The 23,239-nt window shown below is 44.7% G+C and carries 17 protein-coding genes; 5 read left to right on the forward strand and 12 right to left on the reverse strand.

The window, feature by feature from the left end; genetic code table 11:
- Window positions 1–165 precede the first annotated feature (165 nt).
- Window positions 166–1,101 (reverse strand): MaoC/PaaZ C-terminal domain-containing protein, encoded by a 936-nt coding sequence (locus tag EGV92_RS09695; RefSeq protein WP_131669049.1) that lies wholly within the window; start codon window positions 1,099–1,101, stop codon window positions 166–168.
- A gap of 885 nt (window positions 1,102–1,986) precedes the next feature.
- On the reverse strand, window positions 1,987–3,387 hold the full coding sequence (locus EGV92_RS09700; RefSeq protein ID WP_131669050.1) for a 3-oxoacyl-ACP reductase: 1,401 nt from the start codon (window positions 3,385–3,387) through the stop codon (window positions 1,987–1,989).
- Between the two features lie 279 nt (window positions 3,388–3,666).
- On the opposite strand from EGV92_RS09700, the gene EGV92_RS13935 reads away from it, so the two are divergent.
- From EGV92_RS13935 to ppk2, 3 genes are all read left to right on the forward strand, one after another.
- On the forward strand, window positions 3,667–3,804 hold the full coding sequence (locus EGV92_RS13935; protein ID WP_165525604.1) for a hypothetical protein: 138 nt from the start codon (window positions 3,667–3,669) through the stop codon (window positions 3,802–3,804).
- 509 nt (window positions 3,805–4,313) lie between these two features.
- A complete protein-coding gene (locus EGV92_RS09705; protein WP_278248254.1) occupies window positions 4,314–6,164 on the forward strand; it encodes an acetyl-CoA C-acetyltransferase in 1,851 nt (616 codons plus the stop codon).
- A 272-nt stretch (window positions 6,165–6,436) separates the two neighbouring features.
- Window positions 6,437–7,450: a polyphosphate kinase 2 gene (gene ppk2, locus EGV92_RS09710; RefSeq protein ID WP_207401778.1), complete on the forward strand. Its 1,014-nt coding sequence runs from the start codon at window positions 6,437–6,439 to the stop codon at window positions 7,448–7,450.
- A gap of 223 nt (window positions 7,451–7,673) precedes the next feature.
- Here the strand turns inward: ppk2 and EGV92_RS09715 are convergent, their stop codons facing one another.
- The 10 genes from EGV92_RS09715 to rsmG form a co-directional block, all read right to left on the reverse strand.
- Window positions 7,674–8,015, reverse strand: a complete 342-nt coding sequence (locus EGV92_RS09715; protein WP_242678687.1) for a PilZ domain-containing protein — start codon at window positions 8,013–8,015, stop codon at window positions 7,674–7,676.
- Between the two features lie 108 nt (window positions 8,016–8,123).
- Complete coding sequence (locus EGV92_RS09720) at window positions 8,124–9,356, reverse strand: DNA polymerase III subunit delta' (RefSeq protein WP_131669052.1); 1,233 nt, start codon at window positions 9,354–9,356, stop codon at window positions 8,124–8,126.
- Between the two features lie 294 nt (window positions 9,357–9,650).
- A complete protein-coding gene (gene kdsB, locus EGV92_RS09725; RefSeq protein WP_131669053.1) occupies window positions 9,651–10,469 on the reverse strand; it encodes a 3-deoxy-manno-octulosonate cytidylyltransferase in 819 nt (272 codons plus the stop codon).
- Between the two features lie 31 nt (window positions 10,470–10,500).
- Window positions 10,501–11,709 (reverse strand): tetraacyldisaccharide 4'-kinase, encoded by a 1,209-nt coding sequence (gene lpxK / locus EGV92_RS09730; protein WP_131669054.1) that lies wholly within the window; start codon window positions 11,707–11,709, stop codon window positions 10,501–10,503.
- The gene (gene msbA, locus EGV92_RS09735) at window positions 11,706–13,481 is read right to left on the reverse strand and encodes a lipid A export permease/ATP-binding protein MsbA (RefSeq protein WP_131669097.1); all 1,776 of its coding nucleotides are present in this window, start codon (window positions 13,479–13,481) and stop codon (window positions 11,706–11,708) included. Before msbA ends, lpxK begins: the two co-directional genes overlap by 4 nt.
- Before the next feature lie 227 nt (window positions 13,482–13,708).
- Complete coding sequence (locus EGV92_RS09740) at window positions 13,709–14,158, reverse strand: ExbD/TolR family protein (protein ID WP_131669055.1); 450 nt, start codon at window positions 14,156–14,158, stop codon at window positions 13,709–13,711.
- A 90-nt stretch (window positions 14,159–14,248) separates the two neighbouring features.
- Window positions 14,249–15,022 carry a MotA/TolQ/ExbB proton channel family protein gene (locus EGV92_RS09745; protein WP_131669056.1) on the reverse strand — a complete coding sequence of 258 codons (774 nt, stop codon included), beginning with the start codon at window positions 15,020–15,022 and terminating at the stop codon, window positions 14,249–14,251.
- Between the two features lie 175 nt (window positions 15,023–15,197).
- Window positions 15,198–16,328 carry a ParB/RepB/Spo0J family partition protein gene (locus tag EGV92_RS09750; protein WP_131669057.1) on the reverse strand — a complete coding sequence of 377 codons (1,131 nt, stop codon included), beginning with the start codon at window positions 16,326–16,328 and terminating at the stop codon, window positions 15,198–15,200.
- A 102-nt stretch (window positions 16,329–16,430) separates the two neighbouring features.
- Window positions 16,431–17,219, reverse strand: a complete 789-nt coding sequence (locus EGV92_RS09755) for a ParA family protein (protein ID WP_131669058.1) — start codon at window positions 17,217–17,219, stop codon at window positions 16,431–16,433.
- A 229-nt stretch (window positions 17,220–17,448) separates the two neighbouring features.
- A complete protein-coding gene (gene rsmG / locus EGV92_RS09760; protein ID WP_131669059.1) occupies window positions 17,449–18,138 on the reverse strand; it encodes a 16S rRNA (guanine(527)-N(7))-methyltransferase RsmG in 690 nt (229 codons plus the stop codon).
- A 634-nt stretch (window positions 18,139–18,772) separates the two neighbouring features.
- Between rsmG and EGV92_RS09765 the strand changes: the two genes are divergently transcribed.
- Both EGV92_RS09765 and EGV92_RS09770 read left to right on the forward strand, forming a co-directional pair.
- Complete coding sequence (locus EGV92_RS09765; RefSeq protein ID WP_131669060.1) at window positions 18,773–21,523, forward strand: ATP-binding protein; 2,751 nt, start codon at window positions 18,773–18,775, stop codon at window positions 21,521–21,523.
- Between the two features lie 654 nt (window positions 21,524–22,177).
- A complete protein-coding gene (locus EGV92_RS09770; RefSeq protein ID WP_131669061.1) occupies window positions 22,178–23,194 on the forward strand; it encodes a helix-turn-helix transcriptional regulator in 1,017 nt (338 codons plus the stop codon).
- Window positions 23,195–23,239 lie beyond the last annotated feature (45 nt).

Below are 23,239 nucleotides of genomic sequence, written 5' to 3' on the forward strand. Positions count from 1 at the left end.
TCCAAGCTCTAATAGTGACTCATCAATAATTAAATTAACATTATCAAATGCTCTAACTTGTAGAGCTTGACCTAATAGCAATAGCGACTACTAAAGTGTTGCTATGTTGGCTAAGTCATACTATGTCCTGTTGAGCTATTAATTTATAATTTACCCAGTATTTTCTCAGTCTTCGTCGTCGCTATCCTGTTGGGCATTATAAATATAACCTGCTAGATGTGGTTTATCATTTTTGGCATTGTACAACGCAAAATGACAGCTGCTATCGCTATCTTCTTCATCTAAGACACTCACTGGCTCAGCAAGCAACTCGACTTCAGCAGGTAGTAAGATCGGCAGCTTAAAGGCCACCTCGACTCGGCAAGCATCTGGGAGGTCTGAAATCAAGGCCAGACATTTGGCTTTTGACCACATACCATGGGCAATGGCTTTAGGGAAGCCAAAGGCTCGGGCAGATAGAGGGTGCAGATGAATTAGATTAAAGTCTCCAGAGACAAAGGCGTAGCGACGACCGATATCTTCAGGCACTTCGAATACAGAGTGAGTTCCCCCATCTTTGTACAATGGTTTGACATTGGTAGGTTTTTCTCTCTTAACACCTTTAACTCTTTTCTCTGACTTACGGCTACGGGCAAGATAGGTAGAGCTGCCTTCCCAAACGACTTCTTCTCCTGACTTCACAGTCGTCACAAAGTCAAACTGCTGTCCTTTATCATGGTCACGTAGATTATCAAATTTAACGGCCATCTGAACCGTCTCTCGCTCACCTATAGGTCGATATTGGGTGACGCTATTTTCCACATGAACCAGCCCCAACAGAGCAAATGGAAAAGGCTCTTTGACCATCATGTTCATCTGCAGTGCTTGTGACAGTACTGAAAAATAGGTAATGGGCACTTTACCATTATCAATAAAACCACATATCTCGCGGTAGTCGTCTAAGTTCTCTTGGTCAATATGTAGATTATCGACGTAATATGTGGCGTTAGGCAGTTCATCTCGGCTGGCTTTGGGATTGTCCCCAATTGGTAGCAGGCTTTTAATGATATTGGCATAAGTCTTATGCACTTTTGGCAGTGAGTCATAATGTTTGTCTGACATAGTGTCGTCCTGATAGTCTATTCTAAATTAATAAGTTTTGTCGTTAAGTCCTTCATTTGTTAGCATCTAAACGAGCTCAGTTTTGCTTATCTTACCTGATTGCTTTGCTGTGTCAAAGCCTGTAAAGTCAGTGAACTAGAATAGTTTACAGCAATAAGCTAGAGCGAGGTCTCCTGTACGATTATAGAAAGACTGTGATTTAATTTGTACAATTGCAGTTAAGCGTAGACTTTTATCTAGATTATGGCTGCGACTCTCAACTTACATTGATAATTATCATAGCCAATCTTGCAAACTGCAGCCTTATCTCTAACTCTTTTTTACACCTTTTTTTATTTCACTCATTCTTAATCTTATAAGCTAAGCCTTATCAAGTTAGCAAAGCATCACATTGAGCAATAGTGACTCGTTAGTATAAACGTCTTAAGATGACACTTGTAAACTGATTTTATACGAATTTTGCCATTTTAAATAGTTTTAAGTTGATTGCTGATTGTTAAATATATAGTGTTAAGTTTAAACACAATAGAGTCATCATAATATATTGCGCAGCTGGTATAAATTTTTCTGGCTTGCTGTGGGCATGCCGCTAGAGACTGTGAAAAATTCATCCCAGTACCGCTGTATCATTTTTATGATGAACTTACTACAGTGCTTACTACTTTATGTAACCTATTGATTAAACATAGATTAATTTGATTTATAAACTCCTATTACGTTTAGATTCTTTACTAGAGTTACTAGTCAGTTAGTATCTATAAATAAAAGGAAGATAAAAGATAGCTAACAAAAAGCCGCCCAAAGGCGGCTCTTTTATTGATAGCAGAATATGTTATTTTCGCGGCTTAGTTACCACTTTGCCCATTCGTGTCATGGTAGTGCAGGCTATGCGCCTAACAGGCTCTGACCACAGACGCGAACGATATTGCCATTGAGACCACCTGAAGCAGGTGATGCTAACCAAGCGATGGTCTCAGCCACATCGATAGGTAGACCACCTTGACTCATAGAGTTCATTCGGCGTCCTGCTTCACGAATTGCAAATGGAATGGCCTCTGTCATTTGTGTCTCGATGAAGCCCGGCGCTACAGCATTGATCGTCATACCACGATTGGTGTCTTGGAACTGCTTGGCAGTTGCGTGTACTAAGCCAATAACCCCAGCTTTTGAAGTGGCGTAGTTGGTCTGACCTAGGTTGCCTGCGATACCAGAGATTGAAGATACACAGACCACTCGAGCATCATCGTTAAGGGCTTTATGCTCAATCAAGTAACGGTTGAGCTTAGCGATGCTGGCAAGGTTAATATTGATGACCATATCCCACTTTTTCTCATCCATATTCGCTAAGGTCTTATCGCGCGTTACCCCAGCGTTATGAATGATAGCGTCAAGACCGCCACGCTTCTCAGCGGCCTCAGCTATCTGCTGACCTGCATCATCTGCTGTGATATCGACAGTCAACGTGGAGCCGCTGATCTCGCCTGCGACTCGCTGTAGATCCGCTTGCTGCTGCGGGACATCCAAACAGATGACATGCGCGCCATCACGAGCAAGGACGCGTGAGATTGCCTCACCGATACCGCGGCTAGCGCCAGTGACTAGCATTGTTTTGCCTGCTAGTGGCTGAGTCCAATCGACATCAAGTGCTTCGCCAGCTGAGACACGGATCACTTGACCTGAAACATAAGCTGAGCGCGCTGAAGTAAAGAAACGCAGTGTGGAGTCAAGATTTTTCTCATCACCCTCGCTCACATAGATAAGCTGAGCAGTAATACCGCGCTTGAACTCTTTACCGACAGATTTTACAAAGCCCTCTAATGAGCGCTGAGCTAATGCGGTATCAATGTCAGAGATATCCTCTGGAGGACGACCAATGATAATGACTCGACCTGACTTCTCAACGCGGCGCGCCACCGGATGAAAGAAGTCATACATCTGCTTTAGCTCATCCGCATTACTGATATTGCTGGCGTCAAATACTAAAACTTTGAACTTCTGCTGCTCATCGGTGATAACTTTTGCATCGACACCGACCTCATTGAGGGCTTCAGTATCTGCCGCATCATCACTAACGAATACCTCAGCATGAAGGTCTGCTAACACATGAGCGACTGCTTCACGGACTCGCTTATCATCACCTTTAGCACTACCTGTCAGTACACTACCACGAACCAATCGTTGACCACTCTCAAAACGATCTAACGCCACAGGCATAGGTAGCCCTAAGTTTTTAGCGACCTTCTTACCTATGGGTGATTGAATAAAATTGCCATAACGATCTGACATAAAAACTCCTTAAAGATTATTATTAAACAGTAAAAATGACTATTAAATTGATTAAAATCAAGACTGAATAGAGTGTAAGACGAGTATAGCGCATCTTATCGAATAGTGGAGAGCCTACGCAACACCGTCATTGGCACCTTTATCTATCCTCTACTCTTAGCGCTATTATACGGGCTTGAGAATAGCCAACCAACCGTACAACAGCACATTAAAAGAGCAGCTTACATCATCTATAAGCCCTGACACGCCAAAGCTTAGCACTTCAATGGATATTAACTGATGATAGAGTCACATACCCTTAACGCCGCCCACTCAAAGGTAATGTTGAGTAATACAGCGAAGAGTAAGGCCCACGGTATCAAGAACTCTGTATTAGGTGACGCCTATCTTAAGCCCAAACCTTATCAAATCGCCTAAAAAGCCTGTAGATATAGTTACCAAGCGATAATTGTCATTTACAAAACTTGTGCTAGAATCAAACTCCTAGTTTTTTAGAATTTTATCATTAATAACTTTATATTATTTGACTTAAAAGTTACCGTTTGTTTTAGGTACTAGTGATAAGCTGCTTTTTAGTTGATTTTTGACTACTTTGCAGTGATTGTCATTCCTCTGTAGATATAGAGCCTATTTAGTGCCTGTACTCTAGTAGCTTTCAGTACCTTTATAATCTGTATAATCTGTATACTAATCAGGTATTTATGACGCCTTACCGAATTGTATTACGAGATAATAATGGCTCAAAGCCTGTATGTTATTTAAACTATAAGTCATCTTATTGAGCAGTTAAATTCACTATAGAATTAAGTAGAATCGTATTTCGTTATTTCAATTGGACTCCGCTATATGGGTGTCGCTAACTGTCTATATAGATTGTTAAACCATCGCCGCCTTTGCATTTTTATCAACTATATTAAGGATTAATCATGAGTAATAAAAAAGACAGCCCAGTAATCGAATCAACCGTTGTTAAGAAAAGTGCCGCCTCAAAAGATGAAGTGAGCTTTTCATCTGAGCAGACGCAAAAGGATTCGAAAACCAAAACTCATTTTGACTCTATTGAGGCGCTTAAAGAAGCCGCCCATATTGCTGATCATGACTCAAGCAGTAATCAGGACAAGACTCAACAAGACCCGTCTGACGAGCCAACTAGTGATGCTGCTAAAAAAGAAGCAGCGACTGCTACTGACAAGCAAGATAGCCGTCAGCAAACCACTGAGACACAAAGTGAGTCAGCTAAACAGTCTACTGTAGATAGCAAAAAAGAAGATTCGAAGACCGATAAAACAGAGTCTGCTGAGTCTAAGCCTACTGCTGACACCGCTAAAAAAGAAGCCAGCAATGACAATGACACTGACAACGACACTGACAAGAAAGATGCGGCTAACAATGAGCAAAAGGATGAGCAAAAAGACAGCAGTAATGCTAATGACCCTGCCACTGTAAGCGCGCCAGCTAAAAAGTCTGAGCAAAAAGCCAATACAAAACCACAAGGTGATAAAGTCCGTGTCGCCATTTTAGGCGGCAACCGAATCCCATTTGCTCGCTCTAATGGCCCTTACGCCAATGCCAGCAACATCGATATGCTTAGCGCAGCGTTAAATGGCTTGGTAGAGCGCTTTGATCTACAAGGTCAGCGCGTAGGCGAAGTCGTCGCCGGTGCTGTATTGAAGCTTAGCCGCGATCTTAACCTAACTCGTGAGTCAGCACTAAATACCGCCCTTGATCCGCACACCCCCGCTTACGATATCTCGCAAGCTTGCGGTACTGGACTACAAGCGACTTTTGCCGCTGCCAACAAGATTGCTTTAGGCATCATCGATTCAGCGATTACTGGTGGTGTAGATACCACTTCCGACGCACCAATTGCCGTTGGTGATGGGCTTCGTAAAGCCTTAATTCAGTTAGGCGCTGCAAAAAATAACAAACAACGCCTAAAAGCGCTCTTAAATATCAACCCAAAAGAGCTTATTGATGCACCGCAAAATGGTGAGCCGCGTACTGGCCTATCTATGGGCGAGCATCAAGCCATCACCGCACTTGAGTGGAATATCAGCCGCGAAGACCAAGATGACCTAGCATTTAACAGTCACAAAAACCTAGCCCGAGCTTATGATGAAGGCTTCTTTGACGATCTAATGACCCCTTATAAAGGTCTAACTCGCGATAACAACTTGCGCCCTGATACGACCAAAGACAAGCTTGCTAAATTAAAGCCAGTGTTCGGTAAAAAGAATGCCAATCCAACGATGACTGCAGCGAACTCTACGCCGCTCACTGACGGAGCCTCTTGTGTACTACTGGCTAACGACGAGTGGGCCGAAGCACATGGCTTTAAACCGCTAGCTTATATTGTCCATCAAGAGACAGCGGCTGTTGACTTTATCGGCAAAACTGGCGAAAAAGAAGGCCTATTAATGGCACCTGCCTATGCTGTACCGCGCATGCTAGAGCGTGCAGGACTAAGCCTACAAGACTTCGATTATTATGAGATTCATGAAGCCTTTGCCTCTCAAGTCCTTGCCACGTTAGCAGCTTGGGAAGATGAGACTTTCTGTAAAGAGCGTCTAGGCCTTGATGCGCCACTTGGTTCAATCGACCGTAGTAAGCTCAATGTCAATGGCTCATCTTTAGCAGCTGGTCACCCATTTGCTGCTACTGGTGGTCGAATCTTAGCCACTGCTGCTAAGCTGTTAGATCAAAAAGGCTCAGGCCGAGCTTTAATTTCGATCTGCGCGGCAGGCGGTCAAGGCGTGACTTGCATTTTAGAAAAATAGCTTTAGCGTCTATTAGAGCCATTACTATGGGCTAATCTAATAGTCCTTATCTAATGCTTTACGATAAGTTGCTCAAAACCCTTCAAGGCTCTCTTGGAGGGTTTTTTCGTATGCATCACACAAGCCTCTATTAGTCATCCTATCATTTGACCAGAATAAACTTAAACGACGTCAATAAACCGTCACTAAGTCATGCTATTATTTAATAAATACAACACCTGTTACAGCCGCATTACAGCTATATACTAACGACGTTGAACTAAGGATTTATAATGTCTAAGATCCCCTCCGCTATTGACCCCAGCTCCCTCACTACGCAAGAAGACATCGAGCTTAGCTCTCCTGAAAAAGACAACTTTATTGAGCGCATGGACAAAGAAGTCTATAACGATCAGCTGCGCCGGAAGATGCACCAAGACCTTATCGATGCCTACGATGAAGAGCTTGAAAATGAGGTCGATGACTACGTTCGTGATTATCGATTTGACGGTCACGAGCTGAGTGAGCAAGAAAAGCTGGACCGACAGACTTACTTTAAGGAGTTGGTACGTCTTCAACGTGAGCTTATCAAGCTGCAAGACTGGGTGGTTGACCGCGGTGAGAAAATCGTCGTGATATTTGAAGGTCGTGACTCAGCTGGTAAAGGCGGCGCTATCAAGCGCATTACCCAGCGCTTAAACCCTCGCGTCTGCCGAGTGGCTGCTTTACCTGCACCTACTGAACGTGAGCAAAGTCAATGGTATTTTCAGCGTTATGTCGCCCACCTGCCAGCAGCTGGTGAGATTGTCTTGTTTGATCGTAGCTGGTACAACCGTGCAGGTGTGGAAAAGGTTATGGGATTCTGTAATGATGAACAGTACGAAGAGTTCTTCCAGTCGGTACCAGAATTCGAGCGCATGTTGGTAAGATCGGGAATTCGCTTGATTAAATACTGGTTTTCAATCACTGACGAAGAGCAGCACTCACGCTTTTTGAGCCGTATCCATGACCCACTAAAGCAATGGAAGCTGTCACCAATGGACCTTGAATCGCGCCGCCGCTGGGAAGACTATACTAAGGCCAAAGAGACCATGTTTGAGCGCACCCATATCCCTGAAGCGCCGTGGTGGGTTGTCGAAGGTGATACCAAAAAACGCGCTAGACTCAATTGTATCGCTCACTTGCTTGAGCAAGTCCCATACGAAGAAGTGCCACGTGATGAGGTGCAGTTGCCTGAGCGCAATCGTAATGAGGAATACTACCGTGAGCCTATTCCGAACGATATGTATGTGCCCTCACGCTACTAATCTCTGTTTTTAAACTAATCAGACGCTAAAACGCCCCGTCATCTATGCGGGGCGTTTTTTAATTACCATCGCCTTAAATATGGATGAAGCTATAACTACTTAGACGACATAAGTTACTTAGACGATATAGCACAAGGAAACAGATAAAGTTATCAAAAATCAACGAATAAAAAAGTTACATAAAAAATAAGTTACATGGCAACCAAACTGCATAGCAAATAAGCTACATGGTAAAAGTAGCCTGCGTCGAGTCGACCTTACCTGCCAATAGACGCTCTACTTCATTCTTAACTTTTAAGCCCACTGCATCTTGACCAAACTGAACTGCAAATCCAGCTGGACGCCCTGATTGAGACTTATAGTTAATCCAGACAACTTTACCATTTAGAGGCATGCGCTCACTTGAGCCTGGCAACGTTATGGCCACGAACACCTCATCGCCTAACTTCTGTGGTCGATCACTGGGCACAAATATTGCCCCATTATTCACAAAAGGCAGGTAGCTGGCGTACAGGGTCGCCTCGTCTTCAATATTGCAGGTGAGAATCCCACCTATTCCTGGCATTGCCACGATAGACTCCTAAAGATAATGGGTAAAAGTCATTGGATAAACACGTGGTGAATATTCAACACGCCCTAATTTAAAGAATATTTAAAACAGACCTATATTAATTTAAGTCAGCGCGATATGCTGCAGTAGCTTATCATAGGCTAATTTTTCTTGCACGTTTTGTTGGATAGCCCGCTTACTATCCGCAATCACTTCAGCAAGCTTATTAAGCGCGGTGGTAGAGGGCATAAATTCGCTCGGTACGGCAGCGTTAATATCACAGTCTCGCTGCAAACTGCTCAGTCCCAGTGCGACGCGGCTAATATCGATAAGCATCAATTCAGTTAACTGCGTGAAGTCCTTAAGGCAGAGCTGCTGCTGCCAGTAGTCACTAGCAGCCAAGGCACTACGCTTGCCTGCTCTAAGAGCCAACCAAGTCGTTAGCCAAAGCTGACGCTTGTCATACCAAGGCGCTGTTGCCATTGCTACCGCTGCCAATGGTGCACCATTGGCCAGTGCCAGCAGCTGATTAATCTGCGTACTATCTGTGATTGCCTCTGTGGTGCTTCCGTGCTCTGGCGTTATATTAGTAGCCTCCTCAGCATTCTCAAAAGTAGTAGCCATAAAACCTAACTGACTACTAATATACGCCTTTGCCATTGGTGCAGGAATAGTATTCAGGGGCAGTTGCTGAACCCGACTTTTGATAGTTGGCAGCAGCTGAGCTGGCGAGTCTGTGATTAAGATAAGATGTACTTGAGGTTGTGGCTCTTCCAAGGTCTTTAGTAGCGCATTAGCAGCGCCGATGGTCATCTGCTCGGCATGGTCAAACACGCAGACCCGAATACCTTGGCTGCCTTGATGGACAAATGAGATAAGCTGCCGGATATCATCGATTTTAATCGTTCGACTGGGCGCTGCTGAGTTGTCTTTGTTTGCTGATTTATTGGTAGACTTACTGACAGACTGATCACTATCTTGCTGCTCAGCTGATATAAGACTCAGTGCAGGCAATACTTGCAGGTTAGGATGAGTGCCCGAGCGCAGCCACTCACAGCTCTCACATTTACCGCATGCCCCCTGTGGATGCAAGTTACGCTGATGACATAGCAGCCATGCGACCAGCCGCCAGACGAATCGCCGCTTGCCCATCCCTTTGATACCGGCAGCTAACATAGCGTGGGGTAAGGTTGAGTCGCCTTTAGCAGCACGAACTGTCAATTGAGACCATGCCTGCTGTTGCCACGGCAATAATGGCTTAAAGTAATCTAGAGACTCAGACGATGCCGCATCATACACTGCAGCTGATACTTCGCCTAACTGCGATGCTGGGCCAGATTGCAAGCTTGCCGTCATAATATCTCTCTGATGGTTACGAGTTTAACGATGTTATAGTTAAGCCTATTTAAAACTGACAGGTAAAAGAGTAGCTGGTATAAATTTACTGGCTAGAAGTCAGGAGATGACTGAAGCGAGCGTAAATCTATTCCAGCCACTTTGTGTCAAACCTAAAGTGGCTTAACTATGTATTAATAGCATTAATCGACAGCAATAAATGTAATCAATCCATTAGACCTATAGATCTAGCCACTTACTAATCCATCCTACAATAAACTTTGACTTATTCGACTAGAAGTCAGACACGTTAGTCTATTGGCTGAATACGCTTAGTGGCATAGCATTTAGTCGATCTAAATCTACTTGAGTATCTACGCCCGGTGGCAGTAGCAGCCGAGCTTTTGCTACTGCAATCTTACCACCATTTTCGAGTACTCGAAGCTGCTCTAGACACTCTAGCGTTTCAAGGGTACTTTGTGGCCAAGTGACAAATTGCTTCAGTAAGCGCACTCGGTAGGCATATAAGCCCAGATGCCGATAAGCATTTTTGGGTACAGCCAGACTATTATTGTCTACTAGCCCATCGTGATTGGCCAATGCCAAGGCATGATCGCGGTCGCAAGGAATCGGTGCGCGGCTAAAGTATAAGGCACGGTCTTGATTATCCGTCACCACTTTGACGACTGAGGGCCGCATAAAGGTCTCATGGTCTTCAATAGGCTCACAAAGGGTTGCCATAACGCTCTGTTCATCTTGCTCTAGCAGCTGCTGACATTGCTGCAACAGTTCAGGGGGCACTAATGGCTCATCCCCTTGCATATTGACAATAATATCGTCATCTGACCAGCCTTTAATCTGCGCTACCTCTGCTAGTCTATCTGTACCAGAAGCATGCTCTTCTGAGGTCATCACCACCTCATAGCCTGCTTGCTCACAAAGCTGTGCTATCTCCTCGTTATCAGTCGCGATACAGACATCATCGGCGAAGCTTGCCGCACTAGCCTTTTGTGCGACCCATAGAATCATTGGCTTACCATGAATAGCTAATAAGGGCTTACCTGGCAACCTAGTGCTCTTAAATCGAGCAGGAATGACAATATGAGTTTGATAAGAGGTATTATTATTAGCCATAGTATTATCCTAAACTTTGATGCAAATGAAATTAAACCGATATGCCAAAGTACTCAAGCTGAGTATGCAAAGCTTGATAGCAGTCTGCTGATAGCTCAGCTGTGACCGGCAGTACCCAAAGGCGATTAAGAAGATTAACCAGTGCCTCTATAGGCTGATAAGTGTTATTAGTATCGGTGTTATCAGCTACTAATTGCTCAGTAGCTTGCTCAATTTGCTGCTGTGCCAAGACACGAAACTTTACGGCATCCTTACTGGTCATAACAATAGGGTGATCTGAATACTGCTCTAACACCTGCCAAGTAAAGGCATAATGATCAGGATACGGATGCTCAATAACCTGCAAACCCAACTCAGCCAGTGTCACGAAAAAACGTTTTGGATAACCGATACCACTGATCGCATGGACCGTCATTCCAGCCTGAGGCTGGTACGCAGTCGATGCTACATTTTGCTCACTAGTTGTAGAGTTAGACGATGCTACAAGGTGCTCATAAGCTGGTCGGTCTATAAGCGGGCATAGCGCATCAGCTTTTAAGTGCATCGTCATACGAGCAGAGTCAGCTGTGACACCAGAAGAGCCTATCGGTGTCTCATCCAAGGCAGCTTTATGAGCTTCGATTTGATGCGGCCTACAGTGCCGAATAACGGTCGCTTCCGCCAGTCGCTGAATCGGCTCGCGCAAGAACCCAGTCGGCAGTAGTTGCTGATTGCCAAAACCTCGACTCTCGTCTACGACGATCCATTCTAAGTCACGTGCTAACCCATAATGCTGAAGACCATCATCTGCAATGATAAATTGAATATCAGAATGCGCGGTCAGTAGCGTCTCTATTGCTTGCTGACGATTAGGACAGACCGCCATCGGCACACCCGTTTGCGCTACGATTAAGCAAGGCTCATCACCTACGTGCTGCGGTTGACTGTGATGAGTTACTAACAATGGCATCAACGCTTCATTACCACCATAGCCGCGACTAATGACACCGACCTTTACCCCGTGCCGCTGCAAATACTGCACCAGCGAGATAATTAGTGGGGTTTTGCCACTCCCCCCCACAGTGATATTGCCAATAATCATGACCGGAACAGGCGCATGATACTGCGTAAGCCAACCTCGATGATAAGCCTGTCGTCTTATGCGGCTAATAAGGCCATAGAGCACGCTGATTGGTAGTAATAGCCAAAGCCACCATGCTTGTTGCTGCCATGCACGGGTAATGCGTGTCTCTAGGCTCATCGCGGCGTTATACCCTCATCGGGTAAGTCAAAGTTGCGTGCATACATCTGTGAATAGTGACCATTAGCGGCCATTAACTCATTATGTGTACCGATCTCTAGTAACTGACCACCATCAAGTACTGCGATTCGATCTGCCGATTCAATCGTTGTCAAGCGATGGGCGATAACGATCGTAGTACGATCTTTCATGACATTATCTAGAGCTTGCTGGATGTAATACTCAGATTCATTATCAAGCGCGCTTGTGGCTTCATCAAGAATCAAAATAGGCGCATCTTTAAGTAAAGCTCTAGCGATGGATAGCCGCTGACGCTGACCACCAGATAGCTGTAAACCCTCAGCACCAACATGACTGTCATAGCCTTGCGGTAGCTTGCTAATAAACTCATCAGCAAAAGCCGTTTTGGCCGCCTCAACGACCTCTTCACGTGATTTGCTCGCCAAGCTTCCATAGGCGATATTTTGTGTTACTGAAGCATTAAACAGGACAATCTGCTGATTGACCATCGCTATCTGTGAGCGCAGGCTCTCAAGCTTGATATCTTCAATGGGGATATCGTCTATCAGAATCTGACCGCCACTAGGCTGTAGTGCGCGGGTTAAGAGATTCACAAGTGTCGATTTACCTGCACCACTGCGACCGACTAACGCTATCGTCTCACCCGCTTTAATATCCAGGGTAAAATTCGTTAATGCCGCTGTACCGTCAGGATAAACGAGACTGACATCTCGTAAAGCAATCTTACCTGCTAAGCTCGGTGCTAAGGTGCCACTGTCTTGCTCTTCAGGCTCGTCCAATAGTGCGAATATAGACTCACCAGCAGCAATACCTTTTTGCAGCTTTTGATTGACATCCGTTAAAGATCGAACAGGCTTACTCAGTAATCCAGCAGCGGCGATATAGGAGATAAACTCACCCGCGGTAATACCACTGATGACTGCGGGGCGTAGAGCCAACCACACCACCACAGACATCGCCATCGCCATTAATAACTGAATCGCGGGAGTATTTATACTGTTGGTCACGACGACCTTCATACCTTGCTTCAGATTCTTTTTAGAGGTGGTGTCAAAGCGCTTGGACTCATAGGCCTGGCCGCCATAGTTCTTAACCACTTGATAGCCAGTGATGACTTCATTGGTGATATGACTCACATCGCCCATTGTCTGCTGAATACCTTTTGACAGATGCAGATAACGCTTAGAGGCCACTCGGATCAGCCATAATATCGGCGGCAATACGACGAATAAAATAAGCGTCAAACGCCAATTACTGTATAACAAAAACCCTATCAAGGCGATCACGGTAAGACCATCGCGCAAGACAGTTTTCATAGAGTCTGTGCTGGCCGCTGTCACCTGTTCCACATCAAAAATAAGCTTTGATGATATCGTGCCTGCTGGATTGGCAAGGTAAAACGCTGTCGGTAAGCGCAGTAGTTTATTGAACACCTCAACGCGAAGCTCATAAACCAGATTGCGTGAGATTAAAGCGGAGAAATAGTTGCCTAAGAAGCTACCGATGCCTCGGACTAAGAATAGTCCAATAATAAGCACTGGAAACCAATTTTGCCGAGATCGATCGCCTTGGTTAATAGCATCCGTAATGTACTGCAATAGCTTAGCGATCCAAATCTCAGTCGCGGAATTAATCGCAAACCCTAATATGGTCAGTAACAAAGCCCACCAATATGGCTTTAAATAGCTGAGCAAGCGCAGCAATGTTTTTCTTTTTTTAGGTGGCTGGTAAGGCGCTTTTCTAATGGGCATTGTTTGAGACGGGATAATTTTTTTAGAGTTTGAGGAAGAGGTTTCTTGAGACGGCTGATTATCTACTTGAGACTGAGACGGTGATCTAGCACTCACAGAGGTATCTGTCGGCGGAACTTGTGACATAATGACCTCAAAAGCAAAAATTTAATAAATGAATGGATATCTAAATAAAATAGATAATAAATATTGATGGTATTTTAAAGATTAGCACCCATCATTACTCGCTAATTTGCTGTGACAGGCTGCATGGCCAGTGCACCCTCTTTAGGCGTCACTGTACTGATATTTAGGTTCACAAACCCTAGCTTTCCTGCCACATCCATAACTCGAACGACAGATTGATGACTGGCATTACCATCGGCTGCAATAACAAATAGCATATTACGATCATCGCCTGCTCGCTGCTTTATCATATTGATCAAAGCGGCTTCATTATTAGCACCCAAGGCAGTACCATTGACCAGATAGCTGCCATCTTCTTGCACAGCGACCTCTATTTTTTTGGGGTCTTCGGTAGTGGTCACTCCATCTGCTTCTGGTAGGACGATATTGAGCCGACTATAATGATCAAAGGAGGTCGCTAATAATAAAAATATAATCAAAAAAAGCAAGCAGTCAATCATGGGTGTCAGATTAATTTCTAATGGCTCGACACTAGGCTTACGAAATCGCATACGCTAACCTTACTAAATAATAACTTGATAGACTATCTTAAGGGTGCTGAGCATCACAATAAGTCAGTCATGCACTAACTGACAATACACTTAGACGTGCGACACCTTATCTTTTTTGACGACTTCTTGTACTCTAGCCTCGATTTGCTCGTTTAGAGGTACTGCCTTAGCATTACTACTTGTTATCCCAGCGTCCTGTAGCGTCTTCTTATCATCTGCTGTTTTTACCGAGTAAGCAGTACTTTGACTGCCAAGCAAGTTTTCGTCATAAAGCTCTTGAATGATAAGCCCAGCCTCGGTCTCAAAGCGAGCATTAATATCCACCACTCGGCGCTGGAAATAGCGATACGCTACTAGCGCGGGAATAGCGACTATCATACCTGCTGCCGTGGTAATAAGGGCTTGGGAGACACCTGCTGCTAACAATGTCGGATCTTGCATGGCCCCGTCAGTAATGGCTAGAAAAGAAGAGATAATCCCTAAGACGGTCCCCAGTAGGCCCAATAATGGGGCAATAGCACCAATAGTGCCAAGCATATTGATGTTTTTTTCAAGCTGATGGACTTGAACGCTGGCTCGATTTTGCATATGCAAGGTCATAGAATCTAGACCATATTGGCGATTAAGCAGTCCTGTGGCTAGGATATCTCCTAACGGCGACCTCTCCTTAACTTTCATCAGCGTCGCTCGACTGATATCACCGTCTTTACGCAGCAGATTAATTAGCTGCTTACGCAGCTGTACTGGCGCCACTTTACTATAGCGCAATCTTCCTGCTCGCTCGATAGTAATTACCAAGGCAATCACCGAACAGACGATGATTGGCGTCATCAGCCAACCACCTGCCTTAACCAGCTCCCACATACGTCTACTCTCTTATTCAAGTCTACAACCACAGCAATTCTAAAAACTTTAACTCATGGATTATTATTGTAAGTCTTGTTTCCACTGGTTGTTATGGTTTTTATAGTTGCTTTATTTACTTGGCATTTATTTCATCTGCCTGAGTATTATTTAGCGACTGCTAGATCAACTTCTATTAGGCTTTTAAATGGTTAATTAAGGCTTCAAGCTCATCTTCACTATGGAAGAATATCTCCACACTCCCCTTTCCACCTTTTTTCTGCTTGAGCTTAACGGTAGCTCCTAAAGCATCAGACAAGCGCTTATTCAGTCGCTCAATCTCGTGACTGACATTCTGTGACTTTTTATCCTCTTTACTTTCAGGCTTTAATATAGATTTGACCAGTCTTTCTGCATCACGAACCGTGAGTCCACCATCAATAATTTTTTGAGCGATAATAGGCTGCTGCGCTTGGGATAGTGGTAGCAGTGTGCGAGCGTGACCCATATCTAAAGCGTTATTGGCCAAGTGGTCTTTAACAGAGTCGTGAAGCTGATTTAATCGCAGCAAATTTGAGACCGTGGTACGAGCTTTACCCACGACATCAGCGATCATCGCGTGACTCATGCCAAATTCTGTATGAAAGCGCTGCAAGGCAGCAGCTTGCTCAATCACAGACAGGTCCTCACGCTGGATATTTTCAATCAGTGCTAGGGCAATAGCCAGCTCATCTGATAAGGCACGCTCAATAGCAGGAATAACCGTCATTCCTGCTATTTTTGCAGCGCGCCAACGCCGCTCGCCAGCGATAATCTCGTGAGTGACTTGATCGTCGACTTTATCTTCTTTCGCCAATAGCGGACGAATAACGATAGGCTGCATGATGCCATGCTGCTCAATCGACGCAGCCAGCTCAGCCAAAGCCGATTCGCTCATATCTCGGCGCGGCTGATATTTACCCGCTTGCAATCGGGTCAAGTCAATCTGTACCAAGCTAATCTGATCCTCTGCCGACTGCATTGTCGATGCTTGAGCAGTCTTAGCACTTGCGGCAGCAGGCTTTCGGCTTGTCTTATTGGACTTAATAGCACCTCTTCTCGCTGTAACGGCGCTACCATTCACTTGATCGGTATGGCTGTGTGAAGGGGTATCGCTAGCGGCATTATTGCGCGCAGTATCATCACCCTTAGCTAGCGACTGAGAATTGTCATTAGCAGTCAGGCTATCATCTTGCAAAGCCGCGGCAGTAATCTGCTTCTCTTTTTTGATGGAGCCTAATAATGCATCTAGACCCCGATTGGCAGCCAATCCCCGTTTTTTTGCCATGATTACCTGTCCTCTAATACTATCGTCTAAAACTAATGTATAAATATAAATACCGTTATTGACTTATCAAATCTCGTCAGTATCTGACGCAAGTGACTAATCTTACGGCCTATTCAGGGCTAACGACAACTGCCTTGATTGTGAGATGACTTCATTGGCCAAGCGCTGATACGCTCTAGCCCCCTTCGATGATTTTTCGTAGGCTAAGACAGGCATACCATGAGCTGGTGCCTCGGCCAAACGCACATTTCGCGGGATAACCGTGCGGTACATAATATCACCAAAATGACTGTCTAACTCATCAGAGACATCATTGGCCAGCGTATTTCGAGCATCAAATAAGGTGCGCACCACACCTCGGATATGCAGTCTATCATTAAGCTCTTTTAAGCGATCAATAGTTTGCGATAGATCCGCAAGACCTTCAAGCGCATAGTACTCGCACTGCATCGGGATAATTACCCCATCAGTAGCGACTAAAGCATTTACTGTCAATAAGTTTAAGCTCGGCGCACAGTCGATCAGTATGTAATCATAGGCTGACGTAAAATCAGCGCTCTCAATCGCTACTTTGAGCAGCTCGTGACTATTGGTCTGACCCATCAAAGTGATGTCCATACCAGACAGCTCACGGTTAGCACCAATGACATCGAAGCCAGCTGGGCTTTTGACAATAGCTTCTTTTAGGGCAACACCATCTAGCAGCACGTCAGCCATCGTCAAGGCCAAATCGTTTTTATCGACGCCAGTCCCCGTTGTGGCATTACCTTGTGGGTCTAAATCTATCAATAAAACTCGCTTACGCTTAGCGGCCAAACAGGCGGATAAATTTACCGCTGTGGTCGTTTTCCCCACCCCACCTTTTTGATTTGCAATTGCTAAAATTTCCATACACTCACTCAGTAGAAGCTTTGACTCTCGTCTTTATATCATTAATTTGAAATACATTGTCAAGACATCAACCCAAACCATGTCGATGGGTTTATAGGCTACTAAGTAAGGGTAGCCCATAAAGTAACTGGTCATTTGAATTTTACTCATACCACACGATGACTTAAATCCAATCACGTAACAGTCGTTACGCTAAAATCTTAAGCCGGCTCAAATAATAGACATCATCTTAAAGGTTATTAAGACGTAAATTAACCAGATTTCGTGATTCGTTTAGTTTAGGTACCATTAGTGGTAGAACCTCTATTTGCCACCGAGCTTGCAACTGCGCCAGCTCATCAGGCTCAGGTGGCCGACCTTTCATGGCGCACAGCTGACCTTGAGACTGCATTCGTGGTTCTGCTAATGTCACAAAATCTGTCAGACTGGCAAAAGCTCGCGAAGTAACCACCTCATAAGTCTCGTTATGCGCCTCAATCCGTGACGCTATAGGGCGGACATTGGCTAGTTTCAGCTCAGAGACCACTTGACGGATAAAGCGAATCTTCTTTTGATTACTATCAAGGGCGCTACACTGACGCTCAGGTTGGCAGATAGCAATGATGACGGCCGGTAAGCCTGCCCCTGTACCGATATCTAATAATGAGCCACTGGGCAAATGTGGCAAAACTGCTAGACAATCCACTATGTGCTTGGTCAGCGCTTCGACAGGCTGAGTAATGGCTGTCAGATTGTACGCCTTATTCCACAACAGCAGCTTATCTAGATATAGCAGTAAGGCTCGCAGCTGCGCCTCAGATAATGCCAATCCTAATTCATCGACGGCATGGTTAAGCTGGTCTGCCAGCTTGGGTAGCACGTTATTAATTTTTACTATACCAGTGGGGTCAGTCAAATCCACAATATTCTCAGTACTCATATCAATATTAATCTTGGTATTCGCTGTATACCATAGCCGACAATGAACTTAACTAAAGTTGACAACGGCCGCCTAAGCGAACCATTTTATCATGTGCAGCATTTGATGGATAGGTTAAGATAGTTCTGCTCCGTCAATGAATACCTTTTATTGATGGTAGCAGCTCACGGTTCAATCAGCTGCGGATAGCTATAATAATAGCATTATAGCTCTTATATTAATGCTCAATGTTGACAGACGAAGTGAGTAGTGCTGAATCTATTATTGACAGTACTGTTCAGTCATGGCTTGACCATTACCATGATAATGATAATGATAGGTCAGCGACGCTCTTAGACGCAGGTCGTAGCAACCGTAGTAGAGAAGATATCAAGTCAGCATCATTTAACGTTATAATACCTTAACAAAATTGACTACTTAATGACTATTAAATTAATATTTAACTTCGTTTAAATATCTTTAATAGGTTAGCTTAGCATTTCAACTGTAATTGCCTGACTTAGAATTTGATACAAGTGATTGAACATAGTATCGACACCACCACAGCTTTTAGTGTCAAAGTTACCCCAGTCACCTAAAGCGTATCAATTTTACAGTGCATTGACCATATGACCACGACCATTAAGATAAATATATGCCAAACAATAACGCAAATGGCCATCGCAGGCTGAATAAGCCACAAAAAAAGCAAAAACACCCTATAAATAAGACCAACAAGTGCGCTTCCATTATCAGTGCGGATTTAGAGAATTGCACTCCAGAACAAGTGGTCAGTCGATGTCTATTGACAGCCAAGCAGTTAAAACGCCGAAGTGATCCTACCAGTCTACCTGCTACGACAGACCAAGCAGCAGCCATAGACATTGAATATGGTCAAGCTCGAGCCATTAAAGCCATCAGAACGGCACTCGGTATTAAAGCCAGTGGCTATCATATTTTTGCCGCCGGTGAAAATGGTTTGGGCAAGCGTACGCTAATTATGCGTCTGCTAAAGCAAATTGCTGCCAGTCAAGCGACGCCAAACGACTGGGTATATGTGCATAATTTTACCGATCCGCGCACGCCGACTGCTATTACCCTGCCCTCTGGTAGAGGGTCTCAACTAAAGCAAGCCGTAGACGACTTGTGGCTCAGTGCAAAAAAACGCCTTAATCAACGCTTTCGCAGCGATAGCTATCAGAGTCAAATCGAAGCCATCAAAAACCAGACACATCAGCAAGAGACTGAGGCCTATGACGCCCTAGATGCTGAAGGCAAACAGTATGACTTAATGCTCAGCTTTCGCGAATATGATAACAAAGCAATATTTGTACCTACGGACTCTACAGCGGTAAAAGAAGCTAGTAATCATTCAGCAAATACGGCTATTGAGGATGAGACGAATAAAGAGGAGGCTCAGATTGCTACTGACGTCACCAGCTCTAATGACGTCACTAGCAGTTTAGAAAATCAGGCTACTAATAGCGCGTATTCTGAGCTTGCAGTATCCAGTAAAAAAGGGATGCTCACGCCTAACACTCAGCAAAACCATATGCAAAAGCGCCTCAATCAACTGACGATAGCTTTAGAACAACTAGAAGATGCCGCAAACACAAAGATTGAGCGCTTAAATCGCACTACCGCTACCCGAGCACTAACGCCATTATTTGCCAAAGCCAAAGCGCAATTTTCGGCATTACCCTTAGTCATTGACTATCTCGATACCATCATGGCAGATATGGTTACTCATGCCGAAAACATCGTTAATGGAGATGATGAGGCGTTTAAGGCTCCGCCTCTTAGTGAGACACCCAGCCGCTATTGCGTCAATGTCTTAGTATCCAGAGCAGCTAATAGCGGCGCGCCGATTATCTTTGAAGACTTGCCGACGCATCTTAACTTGCTGGGTCATGTCGAGCAAGTCACTCAGCTAGGTACGGTGATGACCGATGTCAGTATGATTCGTGCTGGCTCCTTACACCGAGCCAATGGTGGCTATCTATTGCTCGAAGCCAGTCACTTATTAGAGCATCCCTACGCTTGGCAAGGGTTAAAGCGGGCGCTACAATCTAGACAGATCAAGCTATCTAGCCTTGAACAAATGCTAACCTTAACCGGTAGCCTATCACTAGCACCTGAGGCGATAGACTTAGATGTCAAAGTCGTACTCATTGGCGAGCCGGACCTTTATTACGAGCTTTTAGAGCTTGAACCCGAATTTAATGCGGTTTTCAAGATTCGAGCCGACTTCCATGATGAGGTTGGTCGCAGTATTGACTCTGAGCTTGCCTTGGTCGCTAAGATGGCAGATATGATTCAGGGATACGGCCTACTGCCTTTTGATAATTACGCTCAAGCCGCTATTCTTGATCATCTAAGCCTACAAGCTGAAGACCAAAACAAACTTAGCCTACATAGCGACCGACTCATTCAATTGTTACATGAGTCTAATCGGCATGCGTTATTGCGTCAGCAACAGTCAAGCTCTGAGCTGGGCACTAACTCGGCACTGCTTTGCTCCGCTACCTCAGACTCAGCAGCTAAATCAATTGCCAATACCGTCACGGAGATTGACGTCAAAAGCGCTATTATGGACATGGTTGAGCGTTCAAGCTACTTAAAAGAGCTTTACTGGCAAGAGCTTAAAGAGGGTCAGCAATTAATTGATACTCAGGGCTATGCTGTTGGTCAACTAAACGCGCTGACTGTTATCAGCTATGCTGATAGTGAGTTTGGTATGCCAGCAAGGTTGACAGCACTTATTCAGCCCAACATCGGTGCCGGTGAGATTTTAGATATTGAGCGAGATGTCGAGCTGGGCGGTAGCCTACATGCCAAAGGTATGCTGATCATGACCAGCTATTTACGAGCTTTATTTAGCCAACATCATGCTCTTAATTTTAGTGCCTCCCTGGCCTTTGAGCAAAGCTATGCTCATATCGATGGCGATAGTGCTACTCTCAGCGAAGCTTGCGCCCTACTCTCAGCTTTAGCCGATGTGCCGATAAAGCAGTCATTAGCCATCACCGGCTCCATGAACCAGTTGGGGGAAGTTCAAGCGGTAGGCGGTATCAATGCCAAGATTGCAGGATTCTATGATGCGTGCCGTGAGCAAGGTTTTACTGGTGATCAAGGAGTCATTATTCCTGCGGCTAATATTGCCCAGCTTATGCTACGAGAAGATATTATCGAGGCGGTCACAGCGGGCCAGTTTCATATTTATGCTGTATCGACTCTATACGAGGCGCTGATGCTACTCACTGGTATTACAGTGAACTCAAGGACGAAAAAAGGGAATTATAAAAAGAAGAGTCTATTTGGCAAGATCGTTCAGCGCTTATGTTCTTGGGAGGACGAAGATGAGCCAATTGCGCTCATGGATAATTCTACAAAAAATAAAACATGATGATTACTGATCGTATTTAAAAGCTTTCATGATAAAAATATTATTTTAACCAGCTCGGGTAATCGACCTAAGCCACGAAAAATGAGTGCTATTGCTAGCATTGACGGAGTTTTTATTATAATCACTCTGTAATTATTGTATAGTTTTGTCCGCAAGGCATGCCAGCCTATAGTCGGCCTGCACTAGTTGAGCAAACTTGACTTATACTATCTACTGTATTTCTAATGGGCTGACTTTCTAATAGCCTATATAGTCGATTCTAAATACAATAGCGTTGTTGCATTATGAGTCGGTACTGGTATAGATTTTTTGGCTTACTATAGTCACGTTAAGAGAGACTGCAACTGCAAAAGTTTATTCCACTACCGCTGTAGCGTTATTATAATAAAGTTAGTATAGCTAAGCTTGAAGCTGAGCAGTGATAAGTATCCCGAATCGCTAGCTGTCAGTTACAATTGCCCACTTCTAACCTTGACTTGCAGCAATGGCAAGATTCGTATACTAGACAAATCTCAGACTTACTATAAAATTCAGCTATAATACCCCTTTAAGTGATACGGTGCTTGATGATCTAATAACCTAATTCAAGACACCTAGAAACATGCTTTACTTGACCTCATTAACCTCAATACTATTCACTAAAATAAGTAAAATATGGATAAATCATCGACGACGCATGGCGCTGCCACCACTGCTCGGCAATGGCAAGTGCTCTCTCAATTAGAGCGAGGCCGCTGGGTGGGTACTGCACATATCTATGAGCAGCTTAATATGGCAGGGTTTGAGGTCAGCCTTCGAACAGTGCAGCGTGACTTGAATGCTTTGGCCAAACGCTTTCCCATCGAGAAAAACAATGCCAACCCTCAAGGTTGGCGCTGGCGTGAAGATGCGCCATTACAAAGCCTGCCGCATATGAACTTATCGCAGGCTGTGGCGTTCAATATGGTAGAGGCCAATCTCACCCAACTCTTACCACCAGCAATCCTAGATGAGTTATTCCCTTGGTTTGATTTGGCCCGTCGACAATTAAAAGACAGTAAAGTCACTCACTCGTGGTTAGATAGGGTTCGTATTGAGCCGGCAACTCAGCCTCTTATCCCGCCGCATATCGAACCGCAATGCAAAGACAACATCTACCATGCACTCTTTAACCAGCGCCAGATTCAAGCAGCGTATACTAGGCGCTCTCAGCCCGAACCTAGTCAATACTTGCTCAATCCATTAGCCATTGTCCAGCGCGGCGTGGTCATTTATCTTCTGGCCTCTCGGGTGGATGATCCCAAAGCTATCGTTCGTACTTTTGCCCTGCATAGATTTGAGAATGTCGAGGTCTTAGAGCAATCAGCTATTACCCCTGCTGACTTTGATCTTAATAGTTACTTGGATGATGGTGGTATGGGATTTGCTCATCCCTTATTTAGCCAACTGCCTGATCGCGGCAAACAAACAGCTGTCAGCCTACGCTTTAAGACTGCCGCTGGCAAAAGCTTGACAGAAAGTCAGTTAAGCTCAGACCAAGAGGTAATCATGCATGACGACGACACTATGACCGTCAATGCTACCATCAATCTCACATCACAGCTGGTATGGTGGCTTCGCGGTTTTGGTGAAGGCTTAATCGATGCCAAACCTGAAATATTGTTTGCCGCGGTCAATCAGGAGCCATTGTGAGGCGCGTGGAGTGGCAATTTAGGGGTTAATAGATTAGCGCTGTAG

It is taken from the genome of Psychrobacter pygoscelis, assembly GCF_004335015.1.
Taxonomy (GTDB): domain Bacteria; phylum Pseudomonadota; class Gammaproteobacteria; order Pseudomonadales; family Moraxellaceae; genus Psychrobacter; species Psychrobacter pygoscelis.